Source organism: Streptomyces erythrochromogenes, assembly GCF_036170895.1.
Classification (GTDB): domain Bacteria; phylum Actinomycetota; class Actinomycetes; order Streptomycetales; family Streptomycetaceae; genus Streptomyces; species Streptomyces erythrochromogenes.
Genome location: NZ_CP108036.1, coordinates 5,186,858 through 5,210,312, shown reverse-complemented (window position 1 = coordinate 5,210,312; position 23,455 = coordinate 5,186,858). Strand labels below are relative to the sequence as shown.

General features: G+C 70.7%; 22 protein-coding genes, 1 tRNA gene, 4 pseudogenes and 1 riboswitch. Of the genes and pseudogenes, 12 read left to right on the top strand and 15 right to left on the bottom strand.

Annotated features, from left to right (window positions below; all coding sequences use genetic code 11):
• Nucleotides 1-1,722 carry a GmrSD restriction endonuclease domain-containing protein gene (locus tag OHA91_RS23850; protein WP_031145237.1) on the top strand — a complete coding sequence of 574 codons (1,722 nt, stop codon included), beginning with the start codon at nucleotides 1-3 and terminating at the stop codon, nucleotides 1,720-1,722.
• A 169-nt stretch (nucleotides 1,723-1,891) separates the two neighbouring features.
• A pseudogene (locus OHA91_RS23845) lies at nucleotides 1,892-2,311 on the top strand (very short patch repair endonuclease); the annotation flags it as partial.
• Between the two features lie 67 nt (nucleotides 2,312-2,378).
• On the opposite strand, the gene OHA91_RS23840 reads toward OHA91_RS23845, so the two are convergent.
• Both OHA91_RS23840 and OHA91_RS23835 read right to left on the bottom strand, forming a co-directional pair.
• Nucleotides 2,379-2,690, bottom strand: a complete 312-nt coding sequence (locus OHA91_RS23840; RefSeq protein WP_328741166.1) for a hypothetical protein — start codon at nucleotides 2,688-2,690, stop codon at nucleotides 2,379-2,381.
• 39 nt (nucleotides 2,691-2,729) lie between these two features.
• Nucleotides 2,730-2,921 (bottom strand): hypothetical protein, encoded by a 192-nt coding sequence (locus OHA91_RS23835; protein WP_031145231.1) that lies wholly within the window; start codon nucleotides 2,919-2,921, stop codon nucleotides 2,730-2,732.
• Nucleotides 2,922-3,107: 186 nt separating this feature from the next.
• Between OHA91_RS23835 and OHA91_RS23830 the strand changes: the two genes are divergently transcribed.
• Nucleotides 3,108-3,644 carry a GNAT family N-acetyltransferase gene (locus OHA91_RS23830; RefSeq protein ID WP_245239956.1) on the top strand — a complete coding sequence of 179 codons (537 nt, stop codon included), beginning with the start codon at nucleotides 3,108-3,110 and terminating at the stop codon, nucleotides 3,642-3,644.
• A gap of 34 nt (nucleotides 3,645-3,678) precedes the next feature.
• Nucleotides 3,679-4,704, top strand: coding sequence for a hypothetical protein (locus OHA91_RS23825; protein ID WP_266500877.1), 1,026 nt, complete (start codon nucleotides 3,679-3,681; stop codon nucleotides 4,702-4,704).
• Here OHA91_RS23825 and OHA91_RS23820 read toward each other — a convergent pair.
• From OHA91_RS23820 to OHA91_RS23800, 5 genes and pseudogenes are all read right to left on the bottom strand, one after another.
• Entirely contained in the window at nucleotides 4,674-6,047 is a 1,374-nt protein-coding gene (locus OHA91_RS23820) for a DUF445 domain-containing protein (protein WP_078959012.1), read from the bottom strand. The two genes, OHA91_RS23825 and OHA91_RS23820, sit on opposite strands and share 31 nt — an antisense overlap.
• Nucleotides 6,048-7,032: 985 nt before the next feature.
• A pseudogene (locus OHA91_RS23815) lies at nucleotides 7,033-7,650 on the bottom strand (DUF1707 SHOCT-like domain-containing protein); the annotation flags it as partial.
• A 102-nt stretch (nucleotides 7,651-7,752) separates the two neighbouring features.
• Nucleotides 7,753-8,721: an ABC transporter ATP-binding protein gene (locus tag OHA91_RS23810; RefSeq protein WP_031152316.1), complete on the bottom strand. Its 969-nt coding sequence runs from the start codon at nucleotides 8,719-8,721 to the stop codon at nucleotides 7,753-7,755.
• A gap of 6 nt (nucleotides 8,722-8,727) precedes the next feature.
• Nucleotides 8,728-9,579, bottom strand: coding sequence for an ABC transporter permease (locus OHA91_RS23805; RefSeq protein ID WP_051893254.1), 852 nt, complete (start codon nucleotides 9,577-9,579; stop codon nucleotides 8,728-8,730).
• Nucleotides 9,580-9,595: 16 nt separating this feature from the next.
• A complete protein-coding gene (locus OHA91_RS23800) occupies nucleotides 9,596-10,399 on the bottom strand; it encodes an ABC transporter permease (protein WP_031152321.1) in 804 nt (267 codons plus the stop codon).
• A 218-nt stretch (nucleotides 10,400-10,617) separates the two neighbouring features.
• Between OHA91_RS23800 and OHA91_RS23795 the strand changes: the two genes are divergently transcribed.
• The gene (locus tag OHA91_RS23795; RefSeq protein ID WP_107064729.1) at nucleotides 10,618-13,074 is read left to right on the top strand and encodes a transglycosylase domain-containing protein; all 2,457 of its coding nucleotides are present in this window, start codon (nucleotides 10,618-10,620) and stop codon (nucleotides 13,072-13,074) included.
• A gap of 44 nt (nucleotides 13,075-13,118) precedes the next feature.
• Here OHA91_RS23795 and OHA91_RS23790 read toward each other — a convergent pair whose 3' ends face one another.
• The 3 genes from OHA91_RS23790 to OHA91_RS23780 all read right to left on the bottom strand — a co-directional run bounded on the left by OHA91_RS23790 (nucleotide 13,119) and on the right by OHA91_RS23780 (nucleotide 14,334).
• Nucleotides 13,119-13,439: a DMT family transporter gene (locus OHA91_RS23790; RefSeq protein ID WP_030158619.1), complete on the bottom strand. Its 321-nt coding sequence runs from the start codon at nucleotides 13,437-13,439 to the stop codon at nucleotides 13,119-13,121.
• Between the two features lie 31 nt (nucleotides 13,440-13,470).
• A riboswitch (guanidine-III (ykkC-III) riboswitch) is annotated at nucleotides 13,471-13,540 on the bottom strand.
• A gap of 88 nt (nucleotides 13,541-13,628) precedes the next feature.
• Nucleotides 13,629-13,970 carry a GroES family chaperonin gene (locus OHA91_RS23785; RefSeq protein ID WP_031152325.1) on the bottom strand — a complete coding sequence of 114 codons (342 nt, stop codon included), beginning with the start codon at nucleotides 13,968-13,970 and terminating at the stop codon, nucleotides 13,629-13,631.
• Nucleotides 13,971-14,013: 43 nt separating this feature from the next.
• Nucleotides 14,014-14,334, bottom strand: coding sequence for a DUF3618 domain-containing protein (locus OHA91_RS23780; protein WP_031152327.1), 321 nt, complete (start codon nucleotides 14,332-14,334; stop codon nucleotides 14,014-14,016).
• A gap of 109 nt (nucleotides 14,335-14,443) precedes the next feature.
• Between OHA91_RS23780 and bcp the strand changes: the two genes are divergently transcribed.
• The 3 genes from bcp (at nucleotide 14,444) to OHA91_RS23765 (ending at nucleotide 16,197) form a co-directional block, all read left to right on the top strand.
• Entirely contained in the window at nucleotides 14,444-14,911 is a 468-nt protein-coding gene (gene bcp / locus OHA91_RS23775; protein WP_328739971.1) for a thioredoxin-dependent thiol peroxidase, read from the top strand.
• A 148-nt stretch (nucleotides 14,912-15,059) separates the two neighbouring features.
• Nucleotides 15,060-16,070 carry an HNH endonuclease gene (locus tag OHA91_RS23770; protein WP_328739970.1) on the top strand — a complete coding sequence of 337 codons (1,011 nt, stop codon included), beginning with the start codon at nucleotides 15,060-15,062 and terminating at the stop codon, nucleotides 16,068-16,070.
• 43 nt (nucleotides 16,071-16,113) lie between these two features.
• Nucleotides 16,114-16,197 (top strand) — tRNA-Leu (locus OHA91_RS23765).
• A 91-nt stretch (nucleotides 16,198-16,288) separates the two neighbouring features.
• Here the strand turns inward: OHA91_RS23765 and rdgB are convergent.
• From rdgB to OHA91_RS23745, 4 genes and pseudogenes are all read right to left on the bottom strand, one after another.
• On the bottom strand, nucleotides 16,289-16,903 hold the full coding sequence (gene rdgB / locus OHA91_RS23760; RefSeq protein ID WP_031152334.1) for an RdgB/HAM1 family non-canonical purine NTP pyrophosphatase: 615 nt from the start codon (nucleotides 16,901-16,903) through the stop codon (nucleotides 16,289-16,291).
• A 7-nt stretch (nucleotides 16,904-16,910) separates the two neighbouring features.
• Nucleotides 16,911-17,291 carry a hypothetical protein gene (locus OHA91_RS23755; protein ID WP_031152336.1) on the bottom strand — a complete coding sequence of 127 codons (381 nt, stop codon included), beginning with the start codon at nucleotides 17,289-17,291 and terminating at the stop codon, nucleotides 16,911-16,913.
• Between the two features lie 120 nt (nucleotides 17,292-17,411).
• The gene (gene rph / locus OHA91_RS23750; protein ID WP_031152339.1) at nucleotides 17,412-18,137 is read right to left on the bottom strand and encodes a ribonuclease PH; all 726 of its coding nucleotides are present in this window, start codon (nucleotides 18,135-18,137) and stop codon (nucleotides 17,412-17,414) included.
• 107 nt (nucleotides 18,138-18,244) lie between these two features.
• Nucleotides 18,245-18,487, bottom strand: a pseudogene (locus tag OHA91_RS23745) (glucose PTS transporter subunit EIIB); the annotation flags it as partial.
• Nucleotides 18,488-18,704: 217 nt separating this feature from the next.
• Here OHA91_RS23745 and OHA91_RS23740 point away from each other — a divergent pair.
• Together OHA91_RS23740 and OHA91_RS23735 are read left to right on the top strand one after the other, a co-directional pair.
• Nucleotides 18,705-20,006, top strand: coding sequence for a PTS transporter subunit EIIC (locus tag OHA91_RS23740; RefSeq protein WP_031152342.1), 1,302 nt, complete (start codon nucleotides 18,705-18,707; stop codon nucleotides 20,004-20,006).
• A gap of 351 nt (nucleotides 20,007-20,357) precedes the next feature.
• Complete coding sequence (locus OHA91_RS23735) at nucleotides 20,358-21,581, top strand: PTS transporter subunit EIIC (protein ID WP_209441511.1); 1,224 nt, start codon at nucleotides 20,358-20,360, stop codon at nucleotides 21,579-21,581.
• 104 nt (nucleotides 21,582-21,685) lie between these two features.
• Here OHA91_RS23735 and OHA91_RS23730 read toward each other — a convergent pair whose 3' ends face one another.
• Entirely contained in the window at nucleotides 21,686-22,438 is a 753-nt protein-coding gene (locus tag OHA91_RS23730; RefSeq protein WP_328739969.1) for an MBL fold metallo-hydrolase, read from the bottom strand.
• Nucleotides 22,439-22,633: 195 nt separating this feature from the next.
• Between OHA91_RS23730 and OHA91_RS23725 the strand changes: the two genes are divergently transcribed.
• Both OHA91_RS23725 and OHA91_RS23720 read left to right on the top strand, forming a co-directional pair.
• Nucleotides 22,634-23,053: a hypothetical protein gene (locus OHA91_RS23725; protein WP_031152350.1), complete on the top strand. Its 420-nt coding sequence runs from the start codon at nucleotides 22,634-22,636 to the stop codon at nucleotides 23,051-23,053.
• Nucleotides 23,053-23,402, top strand: a pseudogene (locus tag OHA91_RS23720) (DUF488 domain-containing protein). Before OHA91_RS23725 ends, OHA91_RS23720 begins: the two are co-directional and overlap by 1 nt.
• The last annotated feature ends 53 nt before the right edge of the window (nucleotides 23,403-23,455 follow it).

Here is a 23,455-nt window from a genome sequence, read left to right as displayed (position 1 = left end):
ATGACCAGCGCATACGAGTCGGACCCGATATTCCAGACCAATCCGCTTCAGGTCCTGAATATCGTGACGCGCATTCAGAGCCAGGAGATCGCCCTCCCCGATTTTCAACGCGATTTCGTATGGGATTCCACGCGCACAGCTGAACTCCTCGGCTCCATCATGTCGCGCTACCCCGTGGGAACCCTCCTCTTCTGGGAGCAGGGAGAGGGGGAGGCCTTCGCCAGTCGGAGCTTCGACGGCGCTCCGAGCACATCCGTCAAGCCGCCTTCGGTTCTGGTCCTCGACGGGCAACAGCGACTCACGTCGCTCTATCAGGCGCTGACGGGATCGGGTGACGAGCGGTACTTCATCAAGGTCGACGAGTTCGTCGACATCCCGTCACGGAGCGTCCGCGAGGTGCCGGACGTGGACTTCGAGCAGGCGATCTTCTCCATGCCCGCCATAACGAAGACCGGGCGTCGCGCTCAGTCGCTGAAGCCGTCCCACCTCCCCATAGCCGAAGTCCACCAGTTCGACGACTGGCTGGACGACTACGCCGACACCATCGAGAACGACCCGGGCATACCACTCACCGCGAAGGAAGCGAAGAGCCTGTACCGGGAGATGCGCGACAAATACATCAGCCCTCTGAAGACCTACGGACTTCCCGTCCTCACACTCCCCAGTTCGACTTCCATGGACGCCGTCTGCACCATCTTCGAGACGCTGAACCGAACGGGCAAACCCCTTGGTCCCTTCGAGCTCCTCACGGCACGATTCTTCCCCCAAGGAGTGAACCTCCGGGACCTGTGGGACGAAGCCGAGGCGAATCACAGGGCCCTCAAGGACTTCCGCATCGATCCGTACAACGTGCTCCAGGCCATCTGCCTGCGCGTTCGCGGAAGCGCCCAGCGCTCGGACGTGCTCAAGAAGCTGACCGGGGACGACATCAAGGCTCACTGGGAGAGCGCGACCGCAGGCTTCGCCGGCGTGATCGACATGCTCCAGTCGGATTGCGGCGTCACCTCTCAGAAGTGGCTCCCCTACGGAATGCTGCTCACCCCCATGGCCGCCGTGTGGGACAAGCAGAAGGACCTGAAGCCCCTGGAACGCTCCCAGGCGCTCCGCCGGCTCCAGCGGTTCTTCTGGGCGAGTACCTTCACCACCAACTACGACCAGGGCGCCAACAGCCAGATGGGGGCCGACTATTCGCGGCTGTCACAGTGGATCACTGGCGGCGGGGGCGATGCTCCCGAAGCGATCGACGAGTTGCACATCAACGCAGCCACGTTGCGCGCGGCGACGGTACGACGCAAGGCCCTCTACTCGGGGCTCATCTGCCTGCTCGTCAAGAACAAGGCAGCCGACTTCCACACCGGCCAAAGCATGACGAACAGTCGCGCGCTGGAAGCCGAGTCGCACCACATCTTCCCGAAGGCCTACCTGGCCAAGCAGCAAGGTACTGAGAGCTCCGAACTGATGCTCAACCGCTCCCTCATCGACGGGGAGACGAATCGAATCATCGCGAGCCACGCACCGAGCATTTACGTAGAGAAGATGAAGGCCGCCTACGGCGAGCAGCGACTGACGGACGTACTGGCATCTCATGCCATCGCGAGTCAGCAGGCCAGTGGGCTCCTGAACGACGACTACACGACGTTCTTGGACGAGCGACTGGAGATCGTCATCCAGCTCGTCGAAGAGGCCACGGGGAAGACCATCCAGCGCGAAGCGGCCCGCTAGCCGGGGAATGATCGCGTGGCATCCACCGTGCGGCCGAACAGAGATTCAGGCCGTACATCCTGACCGTCAGTCGGCTCGCCGGCCCCTCGGACCGCCGCACGTGGAGCACCACGGAACCACCTGATCGCGTGTCCGAGGGGACTGGCATCATGCGTGCACGCCTGGTGCCGTCCCTTCCTCCGCCGCTGTCTCGGCGCGCATGAGCCGACAGGCCTCGCGCGACACCACGCAGGAGGTTGCGGTTCGCCGTCTCCTTCACGCGGCCGGGCTGCGCTATCGCGTGAATCTGCCAGTACCAGGCATGCGCCGCCGAACGATCGACATCGCCTTCACCCGCGCGAGGATCGCCGTCTTTCTCGACGGGTGCTTCTGGCACGGCTGCCCCGAGCATGCGACGCGACCAAAGGCCAATGCCGAATGGTGGCGGGTCAAACTCGAGAAGAACATGTCCAGAGACCGCGAAACGACCACCCACCTGGAGAACTCCGGGTGGACGGTGCTGCGGTTCTGGGAACACGAGTCCCCGGACGCGGTCGCACGCAAGGTTGCGCTGAGCAGACAGCAGGCGGTGGCGCCTCCCGCGCGCTGAGGCTCTGATGGTGAACCCGCACCCGCTGCTCATGTACGCCTTCCACCGCGAGAGTCCCGAAGATGGCTCAGGCTTCGGCGGGCAAGCGGTCCGCCGTGGCGTAGGTCGTGGCGGCCATTGCGGCTGCCGCCGTGAAGACCGCCGGCCAGGCGCCGATCCTCTTCGCCAGGGGGTGCGAGCCCGCGAACGCGGCGATGTAGGCCGCGCCCAGCAGCGCCGTCGTCGTCGGCGACGTGCGGCGGTGCCACTCGCGGGCGGCGAGGGTGCCGGCCGCCGCGAGGACCGCGCCGCCGAGGGGCCGCTTGCCGGTCCAGCGGGCGGCGGCGTAACCGCCGACGAGGCCGCCTGCGGCTACGACCGATGTGGGGAACTGCGCCATCGTGAGGGCCTCCTGCCGTTCGAACGTCACCGAACGAGGCTAACGCGCCCGGCGGGCGAACCGGCGCGCGGCCGCCACCGCCAGCACGACGGCGGCCCCGCCCAGGACGTTGTCGGGCAGCGCGTCCTGGAGGGCCCGCGGAAGCACCGCCATGACCCCCAGGATCACGAAGAACGCCACCGCGCATGCGGCGATGCCCATCAGGGCTCTGCTCAGGAGGTTGTTGCGCACACCGGGCTCAACGCCGGGCCGGGCGGGCCGATACGGGTGGCCCACGACACCGTACGGAAGTCGGATTTGTCGCACACCCTCCGGATCTGCGGACCTCCCCTCCAGGGAACGCACCGGGCGTAGATTCGGTCTTCGATAGGGGCGATCCGACCCAAGGCACCCAAGCCGGCCCAAGGAGCTGCAAACGTGATCTGTTACGGACCGGCCGTCCTCGACCTCACGGACGAACTGGCCGACGCCTATGGCGAGGTCTTCTCCGCCCCGCCGTGGAACGAAGATGAAGAAACCATTCGCCAGTTCGCCGTCCGACTGCAGGCCGACAGCCGCCGCACCGGCTTCCGCACCGCCTTCGCGCAGTCGTCCCTCGGCGTCGACGGATTCGCCACCGCCTGGCTGACCCCCCGCGCCTTCCCCACGGGCCGGGCCTACGGACAGGTCGCCGCACAGCTCGGCCGACAGCGCGTACGGGAGCTGCTCATCGGCGCCCTGGAGATCGACGAACTCGCCGTACGCCCGCACGCGCGCGGGCACGGCACCGGGCGCGCCCTGCTGGCCGAGATCACCGCCGACGCCCCGGACGACCGGGCCTGGCTGCTGACCGCCCGGGTGGCCACCGACACCGTGGCCACCTACCACCGGCTCGGCTGGCACGAGGTCAAGCCGCTGCCCGGCACGGAGAACGGCGTCGTCGTCTTCCTCGCCCCGAACCACCCTTCGGCCTGAGCGTCGGCCGCCCGCCACCGGGCATACCGGGGGCATGATCACTCGTATCGCCCAGCGCCAGCTGAACATGGCCACCCACCACCAGCTCCGGCAGGCCGGCATCCCGGCCGCCACCATCAGCGGCCGCAGCCGCCGCGGAGGACCCTGGCAGCGGCTCCTCCCCCGGGTGTACCTCCTGCAGACCGGCCCACCCGACACCCGGCAGCAGGCCCTCTCCGCCGTCCTGTACGCCGCCCCGCCCGCCGCGGACCCGCTCTCCGGGACCGCCTGCGCGCTCACCGGCGGCGCCGCCCTCGCGCTCCTCGGCATCCGCGACGCGCCGCCCGAACCCCTGGACGTCCTCGTCCGCGCCCCGCGGTCGGTCGCGGCCACCGGCCGCGTCCGGCCCGCCTCGACCGCCCGCTGGCCCGCCACCATCACCATCGCCGGGGTACCCAGCACCCGCCCCGTCCGCGCGGCCACCGACTTCGCCGCCCGCACCGACGACCCGGACCTCGTACGCTCCGTCCTCGCGAACGTCGTCCAGGGCGGCTGGTGCCACCCGCACGACCTGCACGCCGAGCTGCGCGCGGGCCGGGTCCGGCACCGCCCGGCCGTCCGCACGGCGGCCGCCGAACTGGTCGCCGGGGTCCGGTCGATCGCCGAGGGCCGCGCCCGCGACGCCCTGTCGGCCACGGACCTGCCCGCCCCGCTCTGGAACGTCCGGCTCCACGGACCCGACGGGTCCTTCCTCGCCAGCCCCGACGCGTACTGGCCCGAGGAGGGCGTGGCGCTGGAGATCGACTCCGCGGAGTACCACTACACGCGCGACTCCTGGCAGGCCACGCTGCGCCGGAGACTGCGCATGGAAGCCCGGGGCGTCCTGGTGGTCAGCACGACGCCCGGGATCCTGCGGGAGGAGCCGGCGGACCTGATCGCCGCCCTGCGCGCGCTCCTCGCCCTGGGCGCAGCCCGCCCCGCCCCGCCGGAGGTCACGGCCCGCGGACACGCCCAGCTGGAACTGCCGCTCCCGAGGTCCGCCGGCACGCCCTACGCGCCGAAGGCGCGGGAGACCGTGTAGATCAGCAGGCCCGCCAGGGCGCCGACAACCGTGCCGTTGATACGGATGAACTGCAGGTCGCGGCCGATGTGGGCCTCGATCTTGCGGGAGGTGTGCTCGGCGTCCCAGGCCGCCACCGTGTCGGTGATCAGCGAGGTGATCTCCCTCCGGTAGGTGGTGACCACGTAGACGACCGCCCCCTCGATCCAGCCCTCCACCTTCGCCTGGAGGCGCCCGTCGGTTGCCAGGCGCGCGCCCAGGGACATCAGCGAGGCGCGGACCCGCAGGCGCAGCTCGCTCTGCTCGTCCTCCGCCGCCGAGATGATCATCGAACGGATCGCGGCCCAGGCGGAGGCGATGACGTCCTGGACCTCGTCGCGGGCCAGGATCTCGGACTTCAGGCGTTCCACCTTCGCGCGCGTCGCCGTGTCCGACTGGAGGTCGGCCGCGAAGTCCCGCAGGAAGCGGTCCACCGCCGCGCGCGCCGGATGCTCGGGCATGTCCCGCATCTCCGTGACGAAGCGGAGCAGCTCCTTGTAGACGCGCTCCCCGACCTTGCGGTCCACGAACCGCGGGGTCCAACCGGGGGCTCCGCCCTGGACGGCGTCCGTGATCGAGTCCCCGTGGGTGACCAGCCAGTCGTGCGCCTTGGCGCAGATGAGGTCGACGCCGCGGCGGTGACCGCCGTCGGCGACGACCTTCTGCAGGGTCTTGCCGATGCCCGGCGCGATCTCGGCGGTCTCGGCGCGCCGGGTGATGGCCTCGCCGACCACGGCCTGGACGTCGGAGTCGCGCAGGACGGTCAGCGCGCCGCGCAGGGCCGTGGCCAGTTCGGCCGTGACGCGGTCGGCGTGCGCGGGCTCCGCCAGCCAGGCGCCGAGGCGGCCGCCGATGCCGAGGGAGTGGAGGCGGGCCCGGACCACGTCGGAGGAGAGGAAGTTCTCGCCGACGAACTCGCCGAGGGTGACGCCGAGCTGGTCCTTCTTGGTCGGGATGATCGCGGTGTGCGGGATGGGCAGGCCGAGCGGCCGCTTGAAGAGGGCGGTGACGGCGAACCAGTCCGCGAGCGCGCCGACCATGCCGGCCTCCGCGGCGGCGGCCACGTAGCCGGCCCAGCCGCCGGCGCCCCAGGCGTGCTGGGCGTACTTGGCCAGTACGTACACCAGCGCGACCAGGAGCAGCAGGCCGGTCGCGATGGCCTTCATCCGGCGGACGCCGCGGCGGCGCTCCTCGTCGGCGGCGTTGAACACGAACGCTCCGCGGGTGGGGGGCGATGGCGGTGGTGGCGCGGGCGGGGCGGCGCCTCCGGGCGTGCCGCTGGCCGTGCCGCCGGCTGTGCCTCCAGCTGTGCTGCGGTTGTCCACGTGCTCCTGCCTTCCCCCGGGGGCGCCGGTTTTGTCTGCATAGCATCCGACTCCTGGGAGGCCGGTGGAGTTCCCGCCACGCCCTTCCGCTCCCGCGGGGGTAGCGGTTCGGGTGGGCCCGCCCCCGGCGATGCCGCTCCGCGGCTGGGGTACACCGGGGGCCTCCCGGCCCCGCCTCTCCGCTCCCGCGGGGGTAGCAGGTCGGGTGGGCCCAGCCCCCGGCGATGCCGCTGCGCGGCGGGGTACGCCTGGGGCTGCGGGCCCGCCCCGACCGCCGCCTTGCCGCTCGCGCGGGGCGGGATGCCGGGGCGGGATCCGGGCTCGGTGCGGGCGGGTCGCGGTGCCGCGGAGGGGTGTCTCCTCGGCTCGCGCCAGGCGGGCACTTCTCGGTTGTGCGGGGTGGTTGCGCGCTCGTCCTGCGGGGACACCCCTCCCCGTCCCCGCTCCAGCAGTACGAACCCGGTTCCGGGGCGCCATCCGTGCCGGCCCGGAGCGCGCAGTACGGGCGTATCCCCCTGCACGGGCAGGAGTACCGGATCGCCGGCGTGGGGTGGGGACACGGCGGAGTGTCCCCGCAGGACGAGCGCGCGACCCAGGCCGCCTCGCCGAGACACCCCGCACGCGCCGAGCCGAGGAGACACTCCGGCGGGGCACCGCCCCCACCCGACCCACCCAGCCCCACGCAAACCGCCCAACCCGGCCGGAGCCGAACCGTTCCACCCCGCCGCGCCGAACCCACCCCGCCACAACCCGGCCACCCCGGCGGGAGCCACCTGGCACGCGCCGAGCCGAGGAGACACTCCGGCGGGGCACCGCCCCACCCGACCCATCCGGCCCCACGCAAACCGCCCAACCCGGCCGGAGCCGAACCGTTCCACCCGGCCGCGCCGAACCCACCCCGCCACAACCCGGCCACCCCGGCGGGAGCCGAAGGGCACCCGGAGGGTTAGAGCTCCTTGCGGAGGGACGGGCCGTCCAGCGGGCGTTTGGGCTTCTTGATTTTGACTTCCACGCCGCCCCAGAAGGCGAAGCCCGTCACCACCACCCGCGGAGCACCCGGCTCCGTCGGGCCCGGGCTGTCGCGCTGGTCGAAGGCGCCCATGAAGCCGAAGCCCCGTACGTCCACGTCCACCCCCGGCGGCACCGTGATCTCGATGCCGCCCATGATCGCGACGCAGTTGATCACCACCTCGCGCTGCGCGAAGTCCGCCTCGCGCAGGTCCAGCTCGCCACCGCCCCAGAACGCCACCGCGTCGAAGCGCGCCGGGACCGTCCACCGGCCCTTGCGCTGGAAGCCCGACATAACCGCGACGGCCAGCGACGACGAGCCCGTCCCGCCGATCCGGCCCGGCCAGGCGGAGCCGGACGGCACCGCCGCCGGCGCGGCCGCCGCCGCACCCGTGGCCGCCGGCAGGTCGGCCGTCAGGGGTTCCAGCTCCGCGTACGTACGGGACTTGTACGCCGCCTCCAGCCGCTCCTCGAACTCCTCCATGTCGAGCCGGCCCTCGGCGACGGCGTCCCGAAGACGCTCCACCACCCGGTCCCGGTCGGCATCCGACGCCCTCAACTCCGGCAACGGCTTCTCCGGCCGCTCGTCACTCATGCGCCCAGACTATGCACCGTCGTGCGGGAGTTGTATGGTCCCGACCCCTGAGACCGTCCCCGAACGAACCCTGAGAGCGTCCCCGAGGACCGGCCCCGGCCGTCAGCCCCGCCCCGCGTACATCCGCGCGATCACGTCCTCGATGTCCGGCTCCCGCACCGACAGGTCCACCAGCGGGTACTCCGCAGCCACCGCCGACACCAGCGGCGCGGCCGACGCACCCGCCGGGAACGCCAGCCACTGCCGGGGGCCCTCCACCTTCACCACCCGCGCCCCCGGCACGCTGATCGGCCCCAGCTCCCGCTCCAGGTCCACCACCAGCGTCCGCTCGCTCTCCCCCACCGACCCCGCCGCGTGCAGCCCGCCCAGCGCCCCGTCGTACATCAGCCGCCCGTGGTCGATCACCATCACCCGCTCGCAGAGCTGCTCGATGTCCTGGAGGTCGTGCGTGGTCAGCAGCACCGTCGTGCCGCGCTCCTCGTTCAACTGCCGCAGGAAGCCCCGTACCTTCGCCTTGCTCACCACGTCGAGCCCGATCGTCGGCTCGTCCAGGTACAGCACGTCCGGATCGTGCAGCAGCGCCGCCGCGATGTCCCCGCGCATCCGCTGCCCGAGCGACAGCTGGCGTACCGGCACGTCGAGCAGCTCACCCAGGTCCAGGCGGTCCACGCACCGCTCCAGGTTCTCCTCGAACCGCGCCCTCGGCACCCGGTACATCCGCCGCATCAGCCCGTACGAGTCCTTCAGCGGCAGGTCCCACCACAGCGTGGTGCGCTGTCCGAAGACCACACCGATCCTCTGCGCGAGACGCACCCGCTCCCGCGCCGGGTCGATGCCCGCCACCCGCAGCCGGCCGCCGCTCGGGGTGAGGATCCCGGTCAGCATCTTGATCGTGGTGGACTTCCCGGCCCCGTTGGGCCCGATGTAGCCGACCATCTCACCCCGCGCGACCGCGAAGCTGATCCCGTCCACCGCCCTGACCTGGCGTTTCTCCCGGCGCATCAGGCCCACCCGGCGCCGTACGTCAAAGACCTTCTCGACCCCGTCCAGCGAGATCAGCGCATCATCCACCACGGCTCAGCTCCCCGTGCTCCGGTACGAACGGACTCCCGCGCGCCAGGCCAGCGACGCGGGCACGAACACCGCGAAGGCCACCAGCGGGCTCAGGAACGCGGCCCACCCCGGCAGCCCCAGCGGATCGGGCCGCCCCAGCACGTACAGCGCGGGCAGCCAGTTGACGAAGGCCAGCGGGACGATGAAGGTCACCGCGCGCAGCAGCTCCGTCGCGAAGATCGTCGGCGGGTACTGCAGCATCGTGCAGCCGCCGTAGGTGAAGGAGTTCTGCACCTCCGCCGCGTCCCCGGCGACGAACTGGAAGGCCGCCCCGGCCACCATCACCGCCGCGAAGATCGCCGCACCCGCCAGCACCATCACGGGCACCAGCAGCACCTTCCCCGCCGTCCAGTCCACCTCCAGCGACCAGAGCGCCCAGCCCAGCAGCCCCAGCCCCTGCGCGATCCGGCCCAGCCGGCGCAGCGCGAAGCGATCGGCCGCGACCTGCGCGAGCAGCGGGACCGGCCGCACCAGCATGGTGTCGAGCGAACCGTCGCGGACCCGGGCGCCGATCCGGTCGGTGTTCCCCAGCAGCAGGTCCGCCAGCCCCAGGGACGCCGAGCAGGACCCGTACAGCAGCGCGACCTCGGGCAGCGTGAAGCCGCCGAGGGCGTCCACGTGCGTGAACATGATGTAGATCGCGACGAAGTCCAGCAGCGTGATCGCCGCGTTCCCCAGCGTGGACAGGGCGAAGGACGTCCGGTACGTCATCGTCGACCGGATCCACATGGCCACGATCAGGCCGTAGCCGCGCAGCCCCTCCCGGACCCGGCCGCGCGCCCGGGGCACCTCCAGGTCGGCGAACTCCCGCTCCATTACCGCCTCGGCCGTCTCAGCCACCCTGGACCACCACCTTCCGCGTCGCCGCCGACTGCAACAGCCGCCCGATGCCCAGCAGTACGAGGACCCAGCCGGCCTGGAAGCCCAGCGCGCCGGCCGCGGCCCCGGCCCCCGCGTGCTCGCCCAGCAGCACGTCCAGCGGCACCTGGAGCATCGCCGCCCACGGCAGTACGCGCACGAACTCCCCGAAGGCTCCCGGGAAGACGGTCAGCGGCAGCAGCATCCCCGAGAAGAAGACCGAGACGACGGTCGCCATCAGGTTGATCCCGGCCCCGTCCAGCAGCCAGAAGGCCAGCAGCCCCAGCAGGTAGCGCAGCGCGAAGCTGACCACCAGCCCGAGCCCGACGGAGACCAGGAACAGCAGCCAGCGCCACGGGTCCGGGGGCAGCGCCAGCCGGAAGGCCAGCGCCCCCGCGGCGAGCGGGACCAGCCCGCGCCCCAGCAGCTGGAAGGCGGCGCGGCCCAGGTCGGCCGCGAGCCACCACATCTGGAGGTCCGCGGGCCGGTACAGGTCGACTGCGATGTCTCCCGTGCGGACCCGCTCCTGGATCTCCTCCTGGAACCCGCCGCCGATCAACGCCCCTGCGGCCAGCAGCGACTGGCTCACCCAGACGAAGGTGAGGGCCTGGGACTGGTCGTAACCGCCCAGCCCCGGGCGCTGGTCCCACAGCGCGATGTACGTGAACGCGACGATGAACCCGAACACGGTGTTGGTGAACACGCCCGCCGCGGTCGCCGTCCCGTAGGTGGCGTAGCGCCGGAATCCGCCGGCCGCGACCGCCGTGTAGAGGCCCACTCTCTGGCGCACTCTCTGGCGCACCGTATCCCCTCCGTTTTCCACGTCGTTCCTACGTCGGCCAGGTCGGCCAAGTCGGCCAAAGCGCGCGAGCTTAGTGCGGAGGGGCGAGCCACGCGACCGATTTACCCCCGTCCCGGGCGGTGGTCACCGGCCATCGGGTAGACACCATGAGGTACAGAAGTGGATGTTTCGAACAGCGTCGAGGAGTCCTGGAGATGAGCGACCAGTCACCACCCGCGGGCTGGACCCCTCGAGACCCGGACACCCCGCCCGGCGCCCCGCACCCGCGCACCGAGCGGCCGCCCCGGCAGCAGGCGCAGCCGGGGCCACAGCCTCCGGGACCGGGCGGGAAGGCCCGCCGCGGGCGGACCGGATGGCGCCGCGTCCTCCCCACCTGGCGCATGGTCCTCGGTGCCGTACTGCTCCTCGCCCTCCTGATCGGCGGCGGCCTCGTGGCCGGTTACCTGCTGGTCGACATCCCTCCGGCCAACGCCGCCGCGACCGCGCAGTCCAACGTCTACCTCTACTCCGACGGCTCCCAGATCGCCCGCGACGGCGAGGTCAACCGCGTCAACGTGCCCCTCTCGCAGATCCCGCTGACCGTCCAGGAAGCCGTACTGGCAGCGGAAGACCGGGACTTCTACTCCGAACGGGCGGTGGACCCCAAGGCGATGGTCCGCGCCGCCTGGAACACGGCCACCGGCAAGGGCACCCAGTCCGGCTCGACGATCACCCAGCAGTACGTCAAGAACTACTACCTGGGCCAGGAACAGACGATCAAACGCAAGGCCAAGGAGTTCTTCATCGCGATCAAACTCGGTCGCGAGAAGTCCAAGGCCTACATCCTCGAGGGCTACCTGAACACCAGCTACTTCGGCCGCAACGCCTACGGCATCCAGGCCGCCTCCCAGGCGTACTACGGCAAGGACGTCGGCAGCCTCACCACGGCCGAGGGCGCCTACCTCGCCACCCTGCTCAACTCCCCCAGCGCCTTCGACGTCGTCTCCCACCCGCAGAGCCGCGCCCGCGCCCTCGCCCGCTGGAACTACGTCCTCGACGGCATGGTCAAGAAGGGCTGGCTGCCCGCCGCCGAGCGCGCGACCACGCAGTTCCCCGAGCCCGGCAAGGTCCGGGCCGCCGCGGGTCTGTCCGGCCAGCGCGGCTACCTCGTCGAAGCGATCAAGGAGTACATCCTCGACCGCGAGATCCTCGACGACAAGACCCTCGCCGAGGGCGGCTACCGCATCAGGACCACCATCGACCGGCGCCGCCAGGCCGACTTCGTCGAGGCCGTCGACGACCAGATGCTGAGCAAGCTCGATCCCGAGGCGCGCAAGGCGGACCGGGTGGTCCGGGCCGGCGGGGTCTCCATCGACCCGGCCACCGGCAAGGTCGTCGCCATGTACGGAGGCGTCGACTACACCAGGCAGTACGTGAACAACGCGACCCGGCACGACTACCAGGTCGCCTCCACCTTCAAGCCGTTCGTCTTCGCGGCCGCCGTCGAGAACGGCTCCCGCACCCAGGACGGCCGCAGGATCACCCCCAACACCCTCTACAACGGCGACAACAAGCGCCCCGTCGTCGGCGGCCGGATCCGCTTCGCCCCGGAGAACGAGGGCCAGGTCTCCTACGGCGACATCACCGTCAACACCGCCACCGACCTCTCCGTGAACGCCGTGTACGCGCAGATGGCCGTCGACGTCGGCACCGCCAAGGTCAAGAAGACCGCCATCGACCTCGGCGTCCCCGAGGACACCCCGAACTTCGTGGTCGGCCCGGCCATGGCGCTCGGCACCCTCCAGGCCAGCGTCCTTGACATGACCCAGGCGTACGCGACCCTCGCCGACCACGGCCGCCGCACCCCCTACACCTTCCTGGAGGAGATCGCGAAGGGCGACGACAAGATCACCCTGCCCGAGCGCACCCCCGTCCAGGCCATCAGCCGCGAGGCCGCCGACACCACCACGTCCATGCTGGTCAGCGTCGTGGACAACGGCACCGGCACGGCGGCCCTCGCCGCCGGCCACCCGGCCGCGGGCAAGACCGGCACCGGCGAGCTGGACCGTTCCGCCTGGTTCGCGGCCTACACCCCGAACCTGGTCACCGTGGTCGCGATGATGGGCCAGGACCCGGACACCGGCACCCTGGAGTCGCTGTACGGGGCCCTCGGCGAGCCCCGCATCGGCGGTGGCGGCTATCCGGCCCGGATCTGGGCCTCGTACACGAAGACCGCGCTGGAGGGCACCGACCCCGTCGACTTCGAACTCGACCTCCAGCCGGGCGCCGCGCAGCCCCCGCCGCCGCCCTCCTGGCAGTCGGAACCGCCTCAGGAGACGCCCGGCGACGACGACACCCCGCCCCCGCCCCAGCGGCCGACCCCGCCGTCCCGCGGCCAGGACAACGGCGGCCAGGGCGACGGGGGCCGCACGCAGGGCGGCCGGGACAACGGGGGCCAGGACGGCGGCGGCCGCAACAACGGCGGGCAGGCCCAAGGAGGCCAGGACTCCGGAGGCCGCACCCAGGGCGGCCAGGGCGACGGCGGCACCAGCCAGGGCGACGAGGGCGACACCACCGCCGGCAGCCAGGGCGGGACGGGCACGGGCGGGGGCGGCTGGGACGGCGGCGGGATGGTCGGAGGCCCCCGCCCGCCGTCCGCGTTCCTGGAATAACCGGAGCACCCGGAGAACATCCGGAGCACCCGGGGGGAGGGGGATCAGTGACCGGAGGTCGCCTTCAGCCCCACCACGGCGACCAGCAGCAGACAGATGAAGAAGATCCGGGCGGCGGTGACGGGCTCACCCAGCACCGCCATACCGAGCACGGCCGCACCGGCGGCGCCGATGCCCACCCACACCCCGTACGCCGTACCGATGGGCAGGGTCTTCGCGGCGTAGGACAGCAGCACCATGCTGGCCACGATCCCGGCACCCGTGAACACACTGGGCCACAGCCGGGTGAAACCCTCGGTGAACTTCATGCCGATCGACCAGCCGACTTCGAGCAGACCGGCGACGAGAAGAAGAACCCAGGCCATGACGGCACCTCCGAGACATCGAGCGATACGGGGTGCGTCGTCTTGTCGTACCCGGTACGGCGCGTCTCGTCGGGTTCTCCCCCACCGTAGCAAAAGGCGGCGAAAAGGGCCGGTGACCTCGGCCACCAGCCCTTCTGCCGTGCGCTTCGCTCAGAGGTTCAGACGTTCAGAAGGTTCGGAGGCTGAGGCTCAGAGGTACAGCCCGGTGGAGTCCTCCGACCCCTCCAGCCGCTCCGCGGCCACGGCGTGCAGGTCCCGCTCGCGCATCAGCACGTACGTCGCCCCGCGGACCTCGACCTCGGCACGGTCCTCGGGGTCGTACAGCACCCGGTCCCCGGGCTCGACGGTCCGTACGTTCTGCCCGACCGCGACGACCTCGGCCCAGGCCAGCCGCTTGCCCACGGCGGCCGTCGCCGGGATCAGGATGCCGCCGCCGGAGCGCCGCTCGCCCTCGGGCAGGTCGGACTTCACGAGCACGCGGTCGTGCAGCATGCGGATGGGCAGCTTGTCGTGGGTGGTGTTGTCGCTCACGCCCCGAACCTACCTGTCCGCGCCCGTCCCGTACCGCCCAGGGTCATCCGCGCCTGCGGCGCGCCGAGACCACGAGCAGGCCGACGACGCCGACCGCGAGCAGCGCGACGGGCACGACGCGCTCCAGGCGGGGGGCCCCGTCCTCGTGACGCAGACCGTCCCGCACGTCCGTCACGAGGCGGTTCACCGTGGCGAAGGCCCGCCCCGCGGTCTGGTCCACGGTCGAGGCGACCCGGGCCCGCGCGTCCCCGATGATCGTCTGCGGGTGCATGCGCACGCCGATCTCGTCGAGCGTCTCGGCGAGCTGCTCGCGGCGGCGGACGATGTCCGCCTCGATCTGTGCGGGGGTCCTGGCTTCCGACACCGCGCTGCCTCCGTCGTCGTGGTCGTGATCTGTGGGGGCGTAGTCCGCCGTGAACAGTCTGTCAGCTTAGTCTCGTGACGTACCGATCCCCTCCCGAGGAGACTGTCAGATGAGCGAGCGACTCCAGCCGGGCGACACCGCCCCCGCCTTCACCCTGCCCGACGCGGACGGCAACGAGGTCTCGCTCGCCGACCACAAGGGCCGCAAGGTCATCGTCTACTTCTACCCGGCCGCCCTGACGCCGGGCTGCACGAAGCAGGCCTGCGACTTCACGGACAACCTGGACGTCCTGGCCACGGCCGGGTACGACGTCATCGGCATCTCCCCGGACAAGCCGGAGAAGCTGGCGAAGTTCCGCGAGAAGGAGCACCTGAAGGTCACCCTGGTCGGCGACCCGGAGAAGGAGACGCTGACGGCGTACGGGGCGTTCGGCGAGAAGAAGCTGTACGGCAAGACGGTCACGGGCGTCATCCGCTCCACGGTGGTCGTGGACGAGGAGGGCAAGGTCGAGCACGCCTTCTACAACGTGAAGGCGACGGGCCACGTAGCCAAGATCATCAAGGACCTGGGCATCTGACGCGCCCCCGCCCCGCCGAACCGGCCCGCACCACCTGGTGCGGGCCGTTCCGTTTATCGGACGCAACCGCCCGTGACCGTCCGCCTCCCGGACCCGTTACTCCGTACGAGAGCCGCACACGCGGCCGGACATACGGAGGGGGCACACCATGAGTGACCCGTACGACTGCGACACCCTGACCACGGCGGTCGCCGCATCGAGAGGCTGGGCCGACCTCATGCGGCGCCTCAACCTCAAGGAGAGCGGCGGGCGACGCCGAATGCTGCAGGAGAAGGTCACCACCTACGGGATCGACACCAGCCACTTCGCGAAACGAAGCCCGTGGCGCAAGTACCCCGACGAGGCCATTGCCGCGGCGGCGGCGACGTCCACCACCCTGCGCGAGGTTGCCGTGAAGCTTGGCGCGCCCCCCGCTACGGGCACCCTGTCGCACATCGTCCGCCGCATAGCCGCCGCCGGTGTGGACATCAGCCATTTCCGCGGCATGCAACGGATCGGCATCGAGCTCCCGTTCACCAGGGCGGAGCTTGCAGGAGCCGCAGCGTCCGCGGACAGCGTGCGCGGCACGGCTCGCGCCCTGGGCGTGCCGGACGACAGTCGATCCCGCGCCGCCCTCGCAAGGATGCTGAAGGCGCATGGCATAGACACCACCCATTTCAGGAACGCGCGGATCCGAATTCCCGAGGACACGCTGCGCGCAGCGGTTCCGGCAGCGCTGAGCTACGCAGACGTCATGCGCGCCCTCGGCCTTCTCGTCAACGATGTGAACCACCGGCGCGTTCGGCGGCTGATCACCCGGCTCGGACTCGACGTCAGCCACTTCAAGCGGCGTACCTGGGCAGCCTCCCAAGCGCTACGCCCACAGAAGGGTCTTGCAGACACCACCCTGACCGTGCTCCCCGAGGGGGCCTCACGCGTTCACCGTCCCCGCCTGCACCGGGCACTGCAGGAGATCGGCGTCCCCTACGCCTGCGACGACTGCGGCAACACCGGGGAGTGGCGAGGGCAACCGATCACCCTTCAGATCGATCACATAAGTGGGGACTGGCGCGACAACCGACGCGAGAACCTCCGCTACCTGTGCCCCAACTGCCACTCACTGACCGACACGTGGTGCCGAAACCGTCGCCCCAAGGCTGCGGACCTGCCCTTAGACTAAGTGCAGCACAGGCGGACCAAATGTCCGAATTGGGCGATATTTTGCGGTTGTGGTGGAATTGGCAGTCACGCTTGGTTTAGGTCCAAGTGGGGTAAAACCCGTGGGGGTTCGAGTCCCCCCAACCGCACATCCACACCGAAGGCCCCGTACGCAGTTGTCGCGTACGGGGCCTTCGGCGCGATCACGGCCCGATGGCACCCGCCAGGGCGACCCGGCGGTCAGGTCAGGAGGGCGCGGATGAAGGGGACCAGGGCGCGGAAGGCCTGGCCGCGGTGGGAGATGGCGTTCTTCTCGGCCGGGGTCAGTTCCGCGCAGGTGCGGGACTCGCCCAGGGGCTGGAGGATCGGGTCGTAGCCGAAGCCGCCCGTGCCCGAGGGGGCGTGGCGCAGGGTGCCCAGGAGGCGGCCCTCCACGACGCGTTCGGTGCCGTCCGGCAGGGCGAGGGCCGCCGCGCAGAAGAAGTGGGCGCTGCGGTTCTCGTCGGCGATGTCGCCGAGCTGGGCCAGGAGCAGGTCCAGGTTGGCCTTGTCGTCGCCGTGGCGGCCGGCCCAGCGGGCGGAGAAGATGCCGGGGGCGCCGTGCAGGACGTCCACGCACAGGCCCGAGTCGTCGGCGACCGCCGGCAGGCCGGTGGCCTGGGCCAGGGCGTGGGCCTTGAGGAGGGCGTTCTCGGCGAAGGTGACGCCGGTCTCCTTGACGTCGGGGATCTCCGGGTACGCGTCCGCGCCGACCAGCCCGTGGGGCAGGCCGGCGTCGGCGAGGATGGCGCGCAGTTCGGAGACTTTGCCCGCGTTGCGGGTCGCGAGGATCAGGCTGCTGGGCGTCGAGGTCATGCCCTCATTATCCCGGGGTGCAGACCTTGGAGATCTCGCTCGCGGCGTCGGCGACCGGCTTGATGTCGGGGGTGGGGTTGCCGCTCTCGATGGCGGTGCGGACGTTCTTGACGGCCGTGTTCATCGAGTCGATGGCCTTGCCCAGGTCGGCGTTGTCCGTCTGGTCGCCGATCTTCTTGAGGTTCGTCTCGATCTGGTCGAGGGCGTTCTTGGCGTCCTGGGGGCTGTTGCCCGCCTGGGAGACGGCCTGCTGGAGGTCGTTCGCGCCGTCCGTGATGGCGACCGCCGTGTTCGCGCAGTCCATCGCCGTGGAGATGGCGTCACAGGCGGAAAGGGCCGGGATGGTCAGGACGGCTGCCACGGCTACTGCCGCTATGCGGAGCTTCATACGGTTCTCCCGAGAGGACGTGTACAGGGGCGGACGTGGGCGTACGGGGGCGGGCGCACGGTGGTGACACCGTGCGCCCGTTGTCCGTAGGGACGCCGGGGGGCGTCCCGCGGTTGCCGGTTACAGGTCGAGCGCGCCCCGCTGGATGGCCTCGAGGTCCGCGCAGCCGCCGGCGGCGAGGTCGAGGAGGGCGTTGAGTTCCTTGCGGTCGAAGGGCTCGCCCTCGGCGGTGCCCTGGACCTCGACGAAGCGGCCGTCGCCGGTGCAGACCACGTTCATGTCGGTCTCGGCGCGCACGTCCTCCTCGTAGCAGAGGTCGAGGAGCGGGACGCCGTCGACGATGCCGACGCTGACGGCGGCGACGGTTCCGGTGAGGGGCTTGCGGCCGGCCTTGACGAGCTTCTTCTTCTGGCCCCAGGCGACGGCGTCGGCGAGGGCGACGTAGGCGCCGGTGATGGCGGCGGTGCGGGTGCCGCCGTCGGCCTGGAGGACGTCGCAGTCCAGGACGATGGTGTTCTCGCCGAGGGCCTTGTAGTCGATGACGGCGCGCAGCGAGCGGCCGATGAGGCGGGAGATCTCGTGCGTGCGGCCGCCGATCTTGCCGCGGACGGATTCGCGGTCGCCGCGGGTGTTGGTGGAGCGCGGCAGCATCGAGTACTCGGAGGTGACCCAGCCTTCGCCGCTGCCCTTGCGCCAGCGCGGGACGCCTTCGGTGAAGGAGGCGGTGCAGAAGACCTTGGTGTCTCCGAAGGAGATGAGGACGGAGCCCTCGGCGTGCTTGCTCCATCCGCGTTCGATGGTGACCGGGCGGAGCTGTTCGGGCGTACGGCCGTCGATGCGAGACATGTGTCCGAGCCTAGTGGGTGGCCGAGAACGCGAAGACCCCGTCCGGGGGTTCCGGGACGGGGTCCGTCGTGGCTTCGGGCCGTGGGCCCGGACTCAGGGAGTCCGGATCACATCATGTCTTCGATGTCGGCGGCGATCGGGTCGGCGTCGGTGCCGATGACGACCTGGACGGCGGTGCCCATCCGGACGACGCCGTGGGCGCCGGCGGCCTTGAGGGCGGCCTCGTCGACGAGGTCGGGGTTGATGACCTCGGTGCGCAGGCGGGTGATGCAGCCCTCGACCTCTTCGATGTTCTCGATGCCGCCGAGCCCGGCGACGATCTTCTCAGCCTTGGTGGCCATGTGTTTCTCCCTGAGTGTTTCGAAGAACGAGTCTCGGCGGCCAGTACGTGGCTACCCCCTGCACGGTCCGCTTCGTCACGGTAACGCACGGTTGGCCCATCTATGCAGGCACATGACCGGCCCCTGCCGAATGATGACGATCAGCAGCAACCTGCCCACAACTGGTCTACACCAGTGTGCCGCAAGTGTTGCGGCAGCCAAAACGGGCCGGTCAGGGAGGACGCGGATGAGCGTGAGCAGCTCCAAAGCAGCGCCACAACCGAATTGGCGGAACAACCTGTTCCAGGGGCTGCAGAAGATGGGTCGGAGCCTTCAGCTCCCCATCGCCGTACTGCCCGCGGCGGGCATCCTGCTGCGGCTGGGGCAGCCGGACGTCTTCGGCGAGGACGGCCTGCAGTGGACGGACGTCGCCAAGGTGATGGCGGGCGCGGGCGGGGCGCTGCTCGACCCCGACCTAGGCCTGCCGCTCCTCTTCTGCATCGGCGTCGCCATCGGCATGGCGAAGAAGGCGGACGGTTCGACCGCCCTCGCGGCCACGGCCGGGTTCCTCGTCTACCGGGGGGTGCTGCACGCGTTCCAGAAGGCCTGCCCGGTGGGGACCAAGGACATCGGGGGCGGCTGTCTGGGGCCGAACGACACCTTCGTGGCGTACACGTACCAGAATCCCGGGGTCTTCGGCGGCATCATCATGGGGCTGCTGGCGGCCCATTTCTGGCAGCGGTACCACCGGGTGAAGCTGGTGGACTGGCTCGGCTTCTTCAACGGCCGGCGGCTGGTCCCGATCGTCATGTCCTTCGTCGCGATCGCCTTCGCCGCGCTCTGCCTGTGGGTCTGGCCGCCGGTCGGGGACGCGCTGGAGAGCTTCTCGGACTGGCTGCGCGGGCTCGGTGCCTGGGGCGGCGGCATCTTCGGCGTCGCGAACCGCGCGCTGCTGGTGATCGGCCTGCACCAGTTCCTGAACGTGCCGGTCTGGTTCCAGTTCGGGTCGTACACGGCGCCGGACGGGAAGACGTACCACGGCGACATCAACATGTTCCTGCACGGCGACCCGACCGCGGGCCTGTTCCTGACCGGCTTCTTCCCGATCATGATGTTCGCGCTCCCCGCGGCTGCGCTGGCGATCACGCACTGTGCGAAACCGCAGCGGCGCAAGGAGGTCGGCGGTCTGATGCTGTCGGTGGCGCTGACCTCGTTCGTCACCGGGATCACCGAGCCGCTGGAGTACTCCTTCCTCTTCGTCGCGCCCGCCCTGTACGCGGTGCACGCGGTGCTGACGGGTGTGTCCATGGCGGTGTCGTGGGGGCTGGGCGTCAAGGACGGCTTCAGCTTCTCGGCGGGCCTGATCGACTACGTCATCAACTGGAACCTGGCGACGAAGCCCTGGCTGATCATTCCGATCGGCCTGTGCTTCGCGCTCGTCTACTACGTGATCTTCCGTTTCGCGATCACGAAGTTCGACATCCCGACGCCCGGCCGGGAGTCGGACGAGGAGATCGCGGCGATGGAGGCGGACAACACCAAGGTGTAACCGCCGTGGCGTGCGGGGCCGTTCGGCCCGGCCGCCGAAGGCCCTCGGATCCCGGATCCGAGGGCCTTCGTCCTGTCCGGAAGTCGGGGTGCCGGGGCGGCTCCGGCGGCGCCCGGTCCGTGTGGCGTAGACCACAGGAAAACGAAGGTTCCTTATCTATCCCTCACCGTGCTACAACTGGTCTACACCACGATTGGTGTAGACCACGCGGGCCTGTCCGAGCCCGCGTACCCCCATTTCTGAGACGTCGCCGTCCCCCGTCTTTCCCCCTCGGCGTCGCCTTGCCCACTGGAGGAAGTTGTGTCCACGGCTACCGCCCCCGCGGCGGAAAAGAAGAAGGGCGCTGGCGTGATGGCCGTCATGCAGCGCATCGGCCGGAGCCTCATGCTCCCCGTCGCCGTGATGCCCGCCGCCGCGCTGCTGGTCCGCTTCGGCCAGGACGACATGCTGGCACGTGCCTCATTCCCCGACTTCGTCCAGAAGCTCGCCGGGTACATGGCCGCCGGTGGCGACGCCATCCTCGGCAACATGGCCCTGCTCTTCTGTGTCGGCATCGCGATCGGCTTCGCCAAGAAGTCGGACGGTTCCACCGCGCTGGCCGCCGTCGCCGGCTACCTGGTCTTCCAGAAGGTGCTCGCCACCTTCACCGACAGCAACCTCCCGAAGGTCGCCAAGGTCGTGGAGGGCAAGATCGTCCACGTCGACGCCCCGGTCAACGCCGGCGTGCTCGGCGGCGTGGTGATGGGCATCGTCGTCGCCCTCCTCTACCAGAAGTTCTATCGGACCAAGCTGCCGGACTGGGCGGGCTTCTTCGGCGGCCGCCGCCTCGTCCCGATCCTGTCCTCGTTCGCCGGCCTCGCCATCGGCATCGTCTTCGGTCTGATCTGGCCGGTCCTCGGCACCGGCATCCACGGCTTCAGCGAGTGGCTGGTCGGCTCCGGTGCGGTCGGCGCGGGCATCTTCGGTGTCGCCAACCGTGCGCTCATCCCGATCGGCATGCACCACCTGCTCAACTCCTTCCCGTGGTTCCAGGCGGGCACCTACAACGACGCCGGCACCGACTACCACGGCGACATCGCCCGCTTCCTGCACGGCGACCCGACCGCGGGCCAGTTCATGACCGGCTTCTTCCCGATCATGATGTTCGCCCTCCCGGCCGCCTGCCTCGCGATCACCCACGCGGCCCGCCCCGAGCGCCGCAAGGTCGTCGGCGGCATGATGTTCTCCCTCGCCCTCACCGCCTTCGTCACCGGCGTGACCGAGCCCATCGAGTTCACCTTCATGTTCATCGCGCCGGTGCTGTACGTGATCCACGCGATCCTGACCGGTGTCTCCATGGCGCTGACCTGGGGCCTCGGCATGAAGGACGGCTTCGGCTTCTCCGCCGGCGCGGTCGACTACCTGCTGAACCTCGGCAAGGCCACCAATCCGCTCGGCCTCGCGATCGTGGGTCTCTGCTTCGCGGTCCTGTACTACGTGATCTTCCGCTTCGCGATCACCAAGTTCAACATCCCCACCCCGGGCCGCGAGTCCGACGAGGAGCTCGCCGAGCTGCTCAAGGCCGAGGCCAAGTAGGCAGGCCGTACGCCCCGTACGCCCCGTACGCGCAGAAGCCCCCGCTCTCCCTTCCGGGAGGGCGGGGGCTTCTGCGTACGGGTGGCGCGCCGGCGCCGCGCCGTTCAGACCTCGTAGACCGCTCCCGCGTACGCCAGGTCGACCGGGCCGTCATAGACCGCGCGGGCGTCGGCGAGGTTCTGCGCGGGGTCCGTCCACGGCGGGATGTGGGTGAGCACGAGCCGCCCGACGCTGCCGCCGTGGGCGTACTCGCCGGCCTCGCGGCCGTTGAGGTGGAGGTCCGGGATGTCCTCCTTGCCGTGCGTGAAGGAGGCCTCGCACAGGAAGAGGTCGACGCCCTCGGCGAGCTGGCCCAGCTCGGCGCAGACGCCGGTGTCCCCGGAGTACGTGAGCGAGCGGCCGCCGTGCTCGATGCGGATGGCGTAGGACTCGACGGGGTGGGCGACGCGCTCGGTGCGGACCTGGAAGGGGCCGATCTCGAAGGTCCCGGTCTTCAGGGTGCGGAAGTCGAAGACCTCGCTCATCGAGCGCTCGTCGGGGACGTCGTCGTAGGCCGCGGTCAGGCGCTTCTCGGTGCCCTCGGGGCCGAAGACGGGGATGGTGCCGCAACGGCCGCCCTCGTGGCGGTAGAAGCGGGCGACGAAGTACGCGCACATGTCGATGCAGTGATCGGCGTGCAGATGGCTCAGGAAGATCGCGTCGAGGTCGTAGAGACCGCAGTGGCGCTGGAGATCGCCGAGGGCGCCGTTGCCCATGTCGAGGAGCAGCCGGAAGCCGTCGGCCTCGACGAGGTAGCTCGAACAGGCCGATTCCGCGGACGGGAACGACCCCGAACAGCCGACGACGGTGAGCTTCATGGAGCGTGAACCTCCGTGGACGGTCCGTGGACGGAATGCGGGCCGTGCGTGGGTCGAGCGTAAGGCGCGAAACGTCCGGTCGCTCCTCCGCGGCAGGCCGTTGTGGGGGGAATCACCTGCGCTGTCACCCGGGGGAGCGACGGTGGGCACGGGCGTTGCCGTGCCGGGGCCTTCCCACGCGGCTACGGTCGAAACATGGACACGTCCTGGTGGCCCGCGGTAGCCGCGGTCGTGGTCCTGGCATTGGTGATGCTGATCGCCGGGGGGCGCCTCGGCGTCCCCCGCCGGGCCCCGCCCGCGCACGGGCCCGGCCGGCCGCCGCACCCGCAGGCGGGTGAGCTGTGGACCCTGGCGGACGGCCGGACCTGCCTGGTCCTGGGCGTGGGCCCGGTACGGGAGCACCGGGCGCGGGTCGCGTGGATCACCGCGAAGTACGACGACCGGCGGGCCGGGGTGATCCCGCTGCCCCCGGGGACGGTGGGGGCGCAGGGCCGGGCGAGCTTCCTGGAGGCGGACCGGCCGGACGAGGTGTCGCTGTGGGAGTTCCGGGCGCGGCTGGGGATGCTGGACCCTGCGGTGTGGGACGAGGTCAAGGGACTGGGAGGCGGTCGGTGATGCCGGAGATCCGCTTGCGGCGCGTGTACGACCCGCCGGAGCCGGAGGCGGACGGGCTGCGGGTCCTCGTGGACCGGCTCTGGCCGCGGGGCCTGGCGAAGGCGGCGGCGGCAGTGGACCAGTGGCCGAAGGCGGTCACCCCGTCGACGGAGCTGCGCAAGTGGTTCCACGACGGGGGATCGGCCGGTGACTTCCGGCAGCGGTACGAGGCGGAGCTGGCGGAGCCGGAGGCGGTGGCGGAGCTGGATCGCCTCCGCGGGCTGATCGGGGCGGGCCGGTGACCCTGCTGACGGCCGTCAAGGACCCGGGCTCCAGCCATGCGGCGATCCTGGCGGAGCGGTTGGCCTAGCCGGCCGGTGCCCGTGCCCCACCCGGGCTCCGCCCGGACCCGGTCCTCGATCG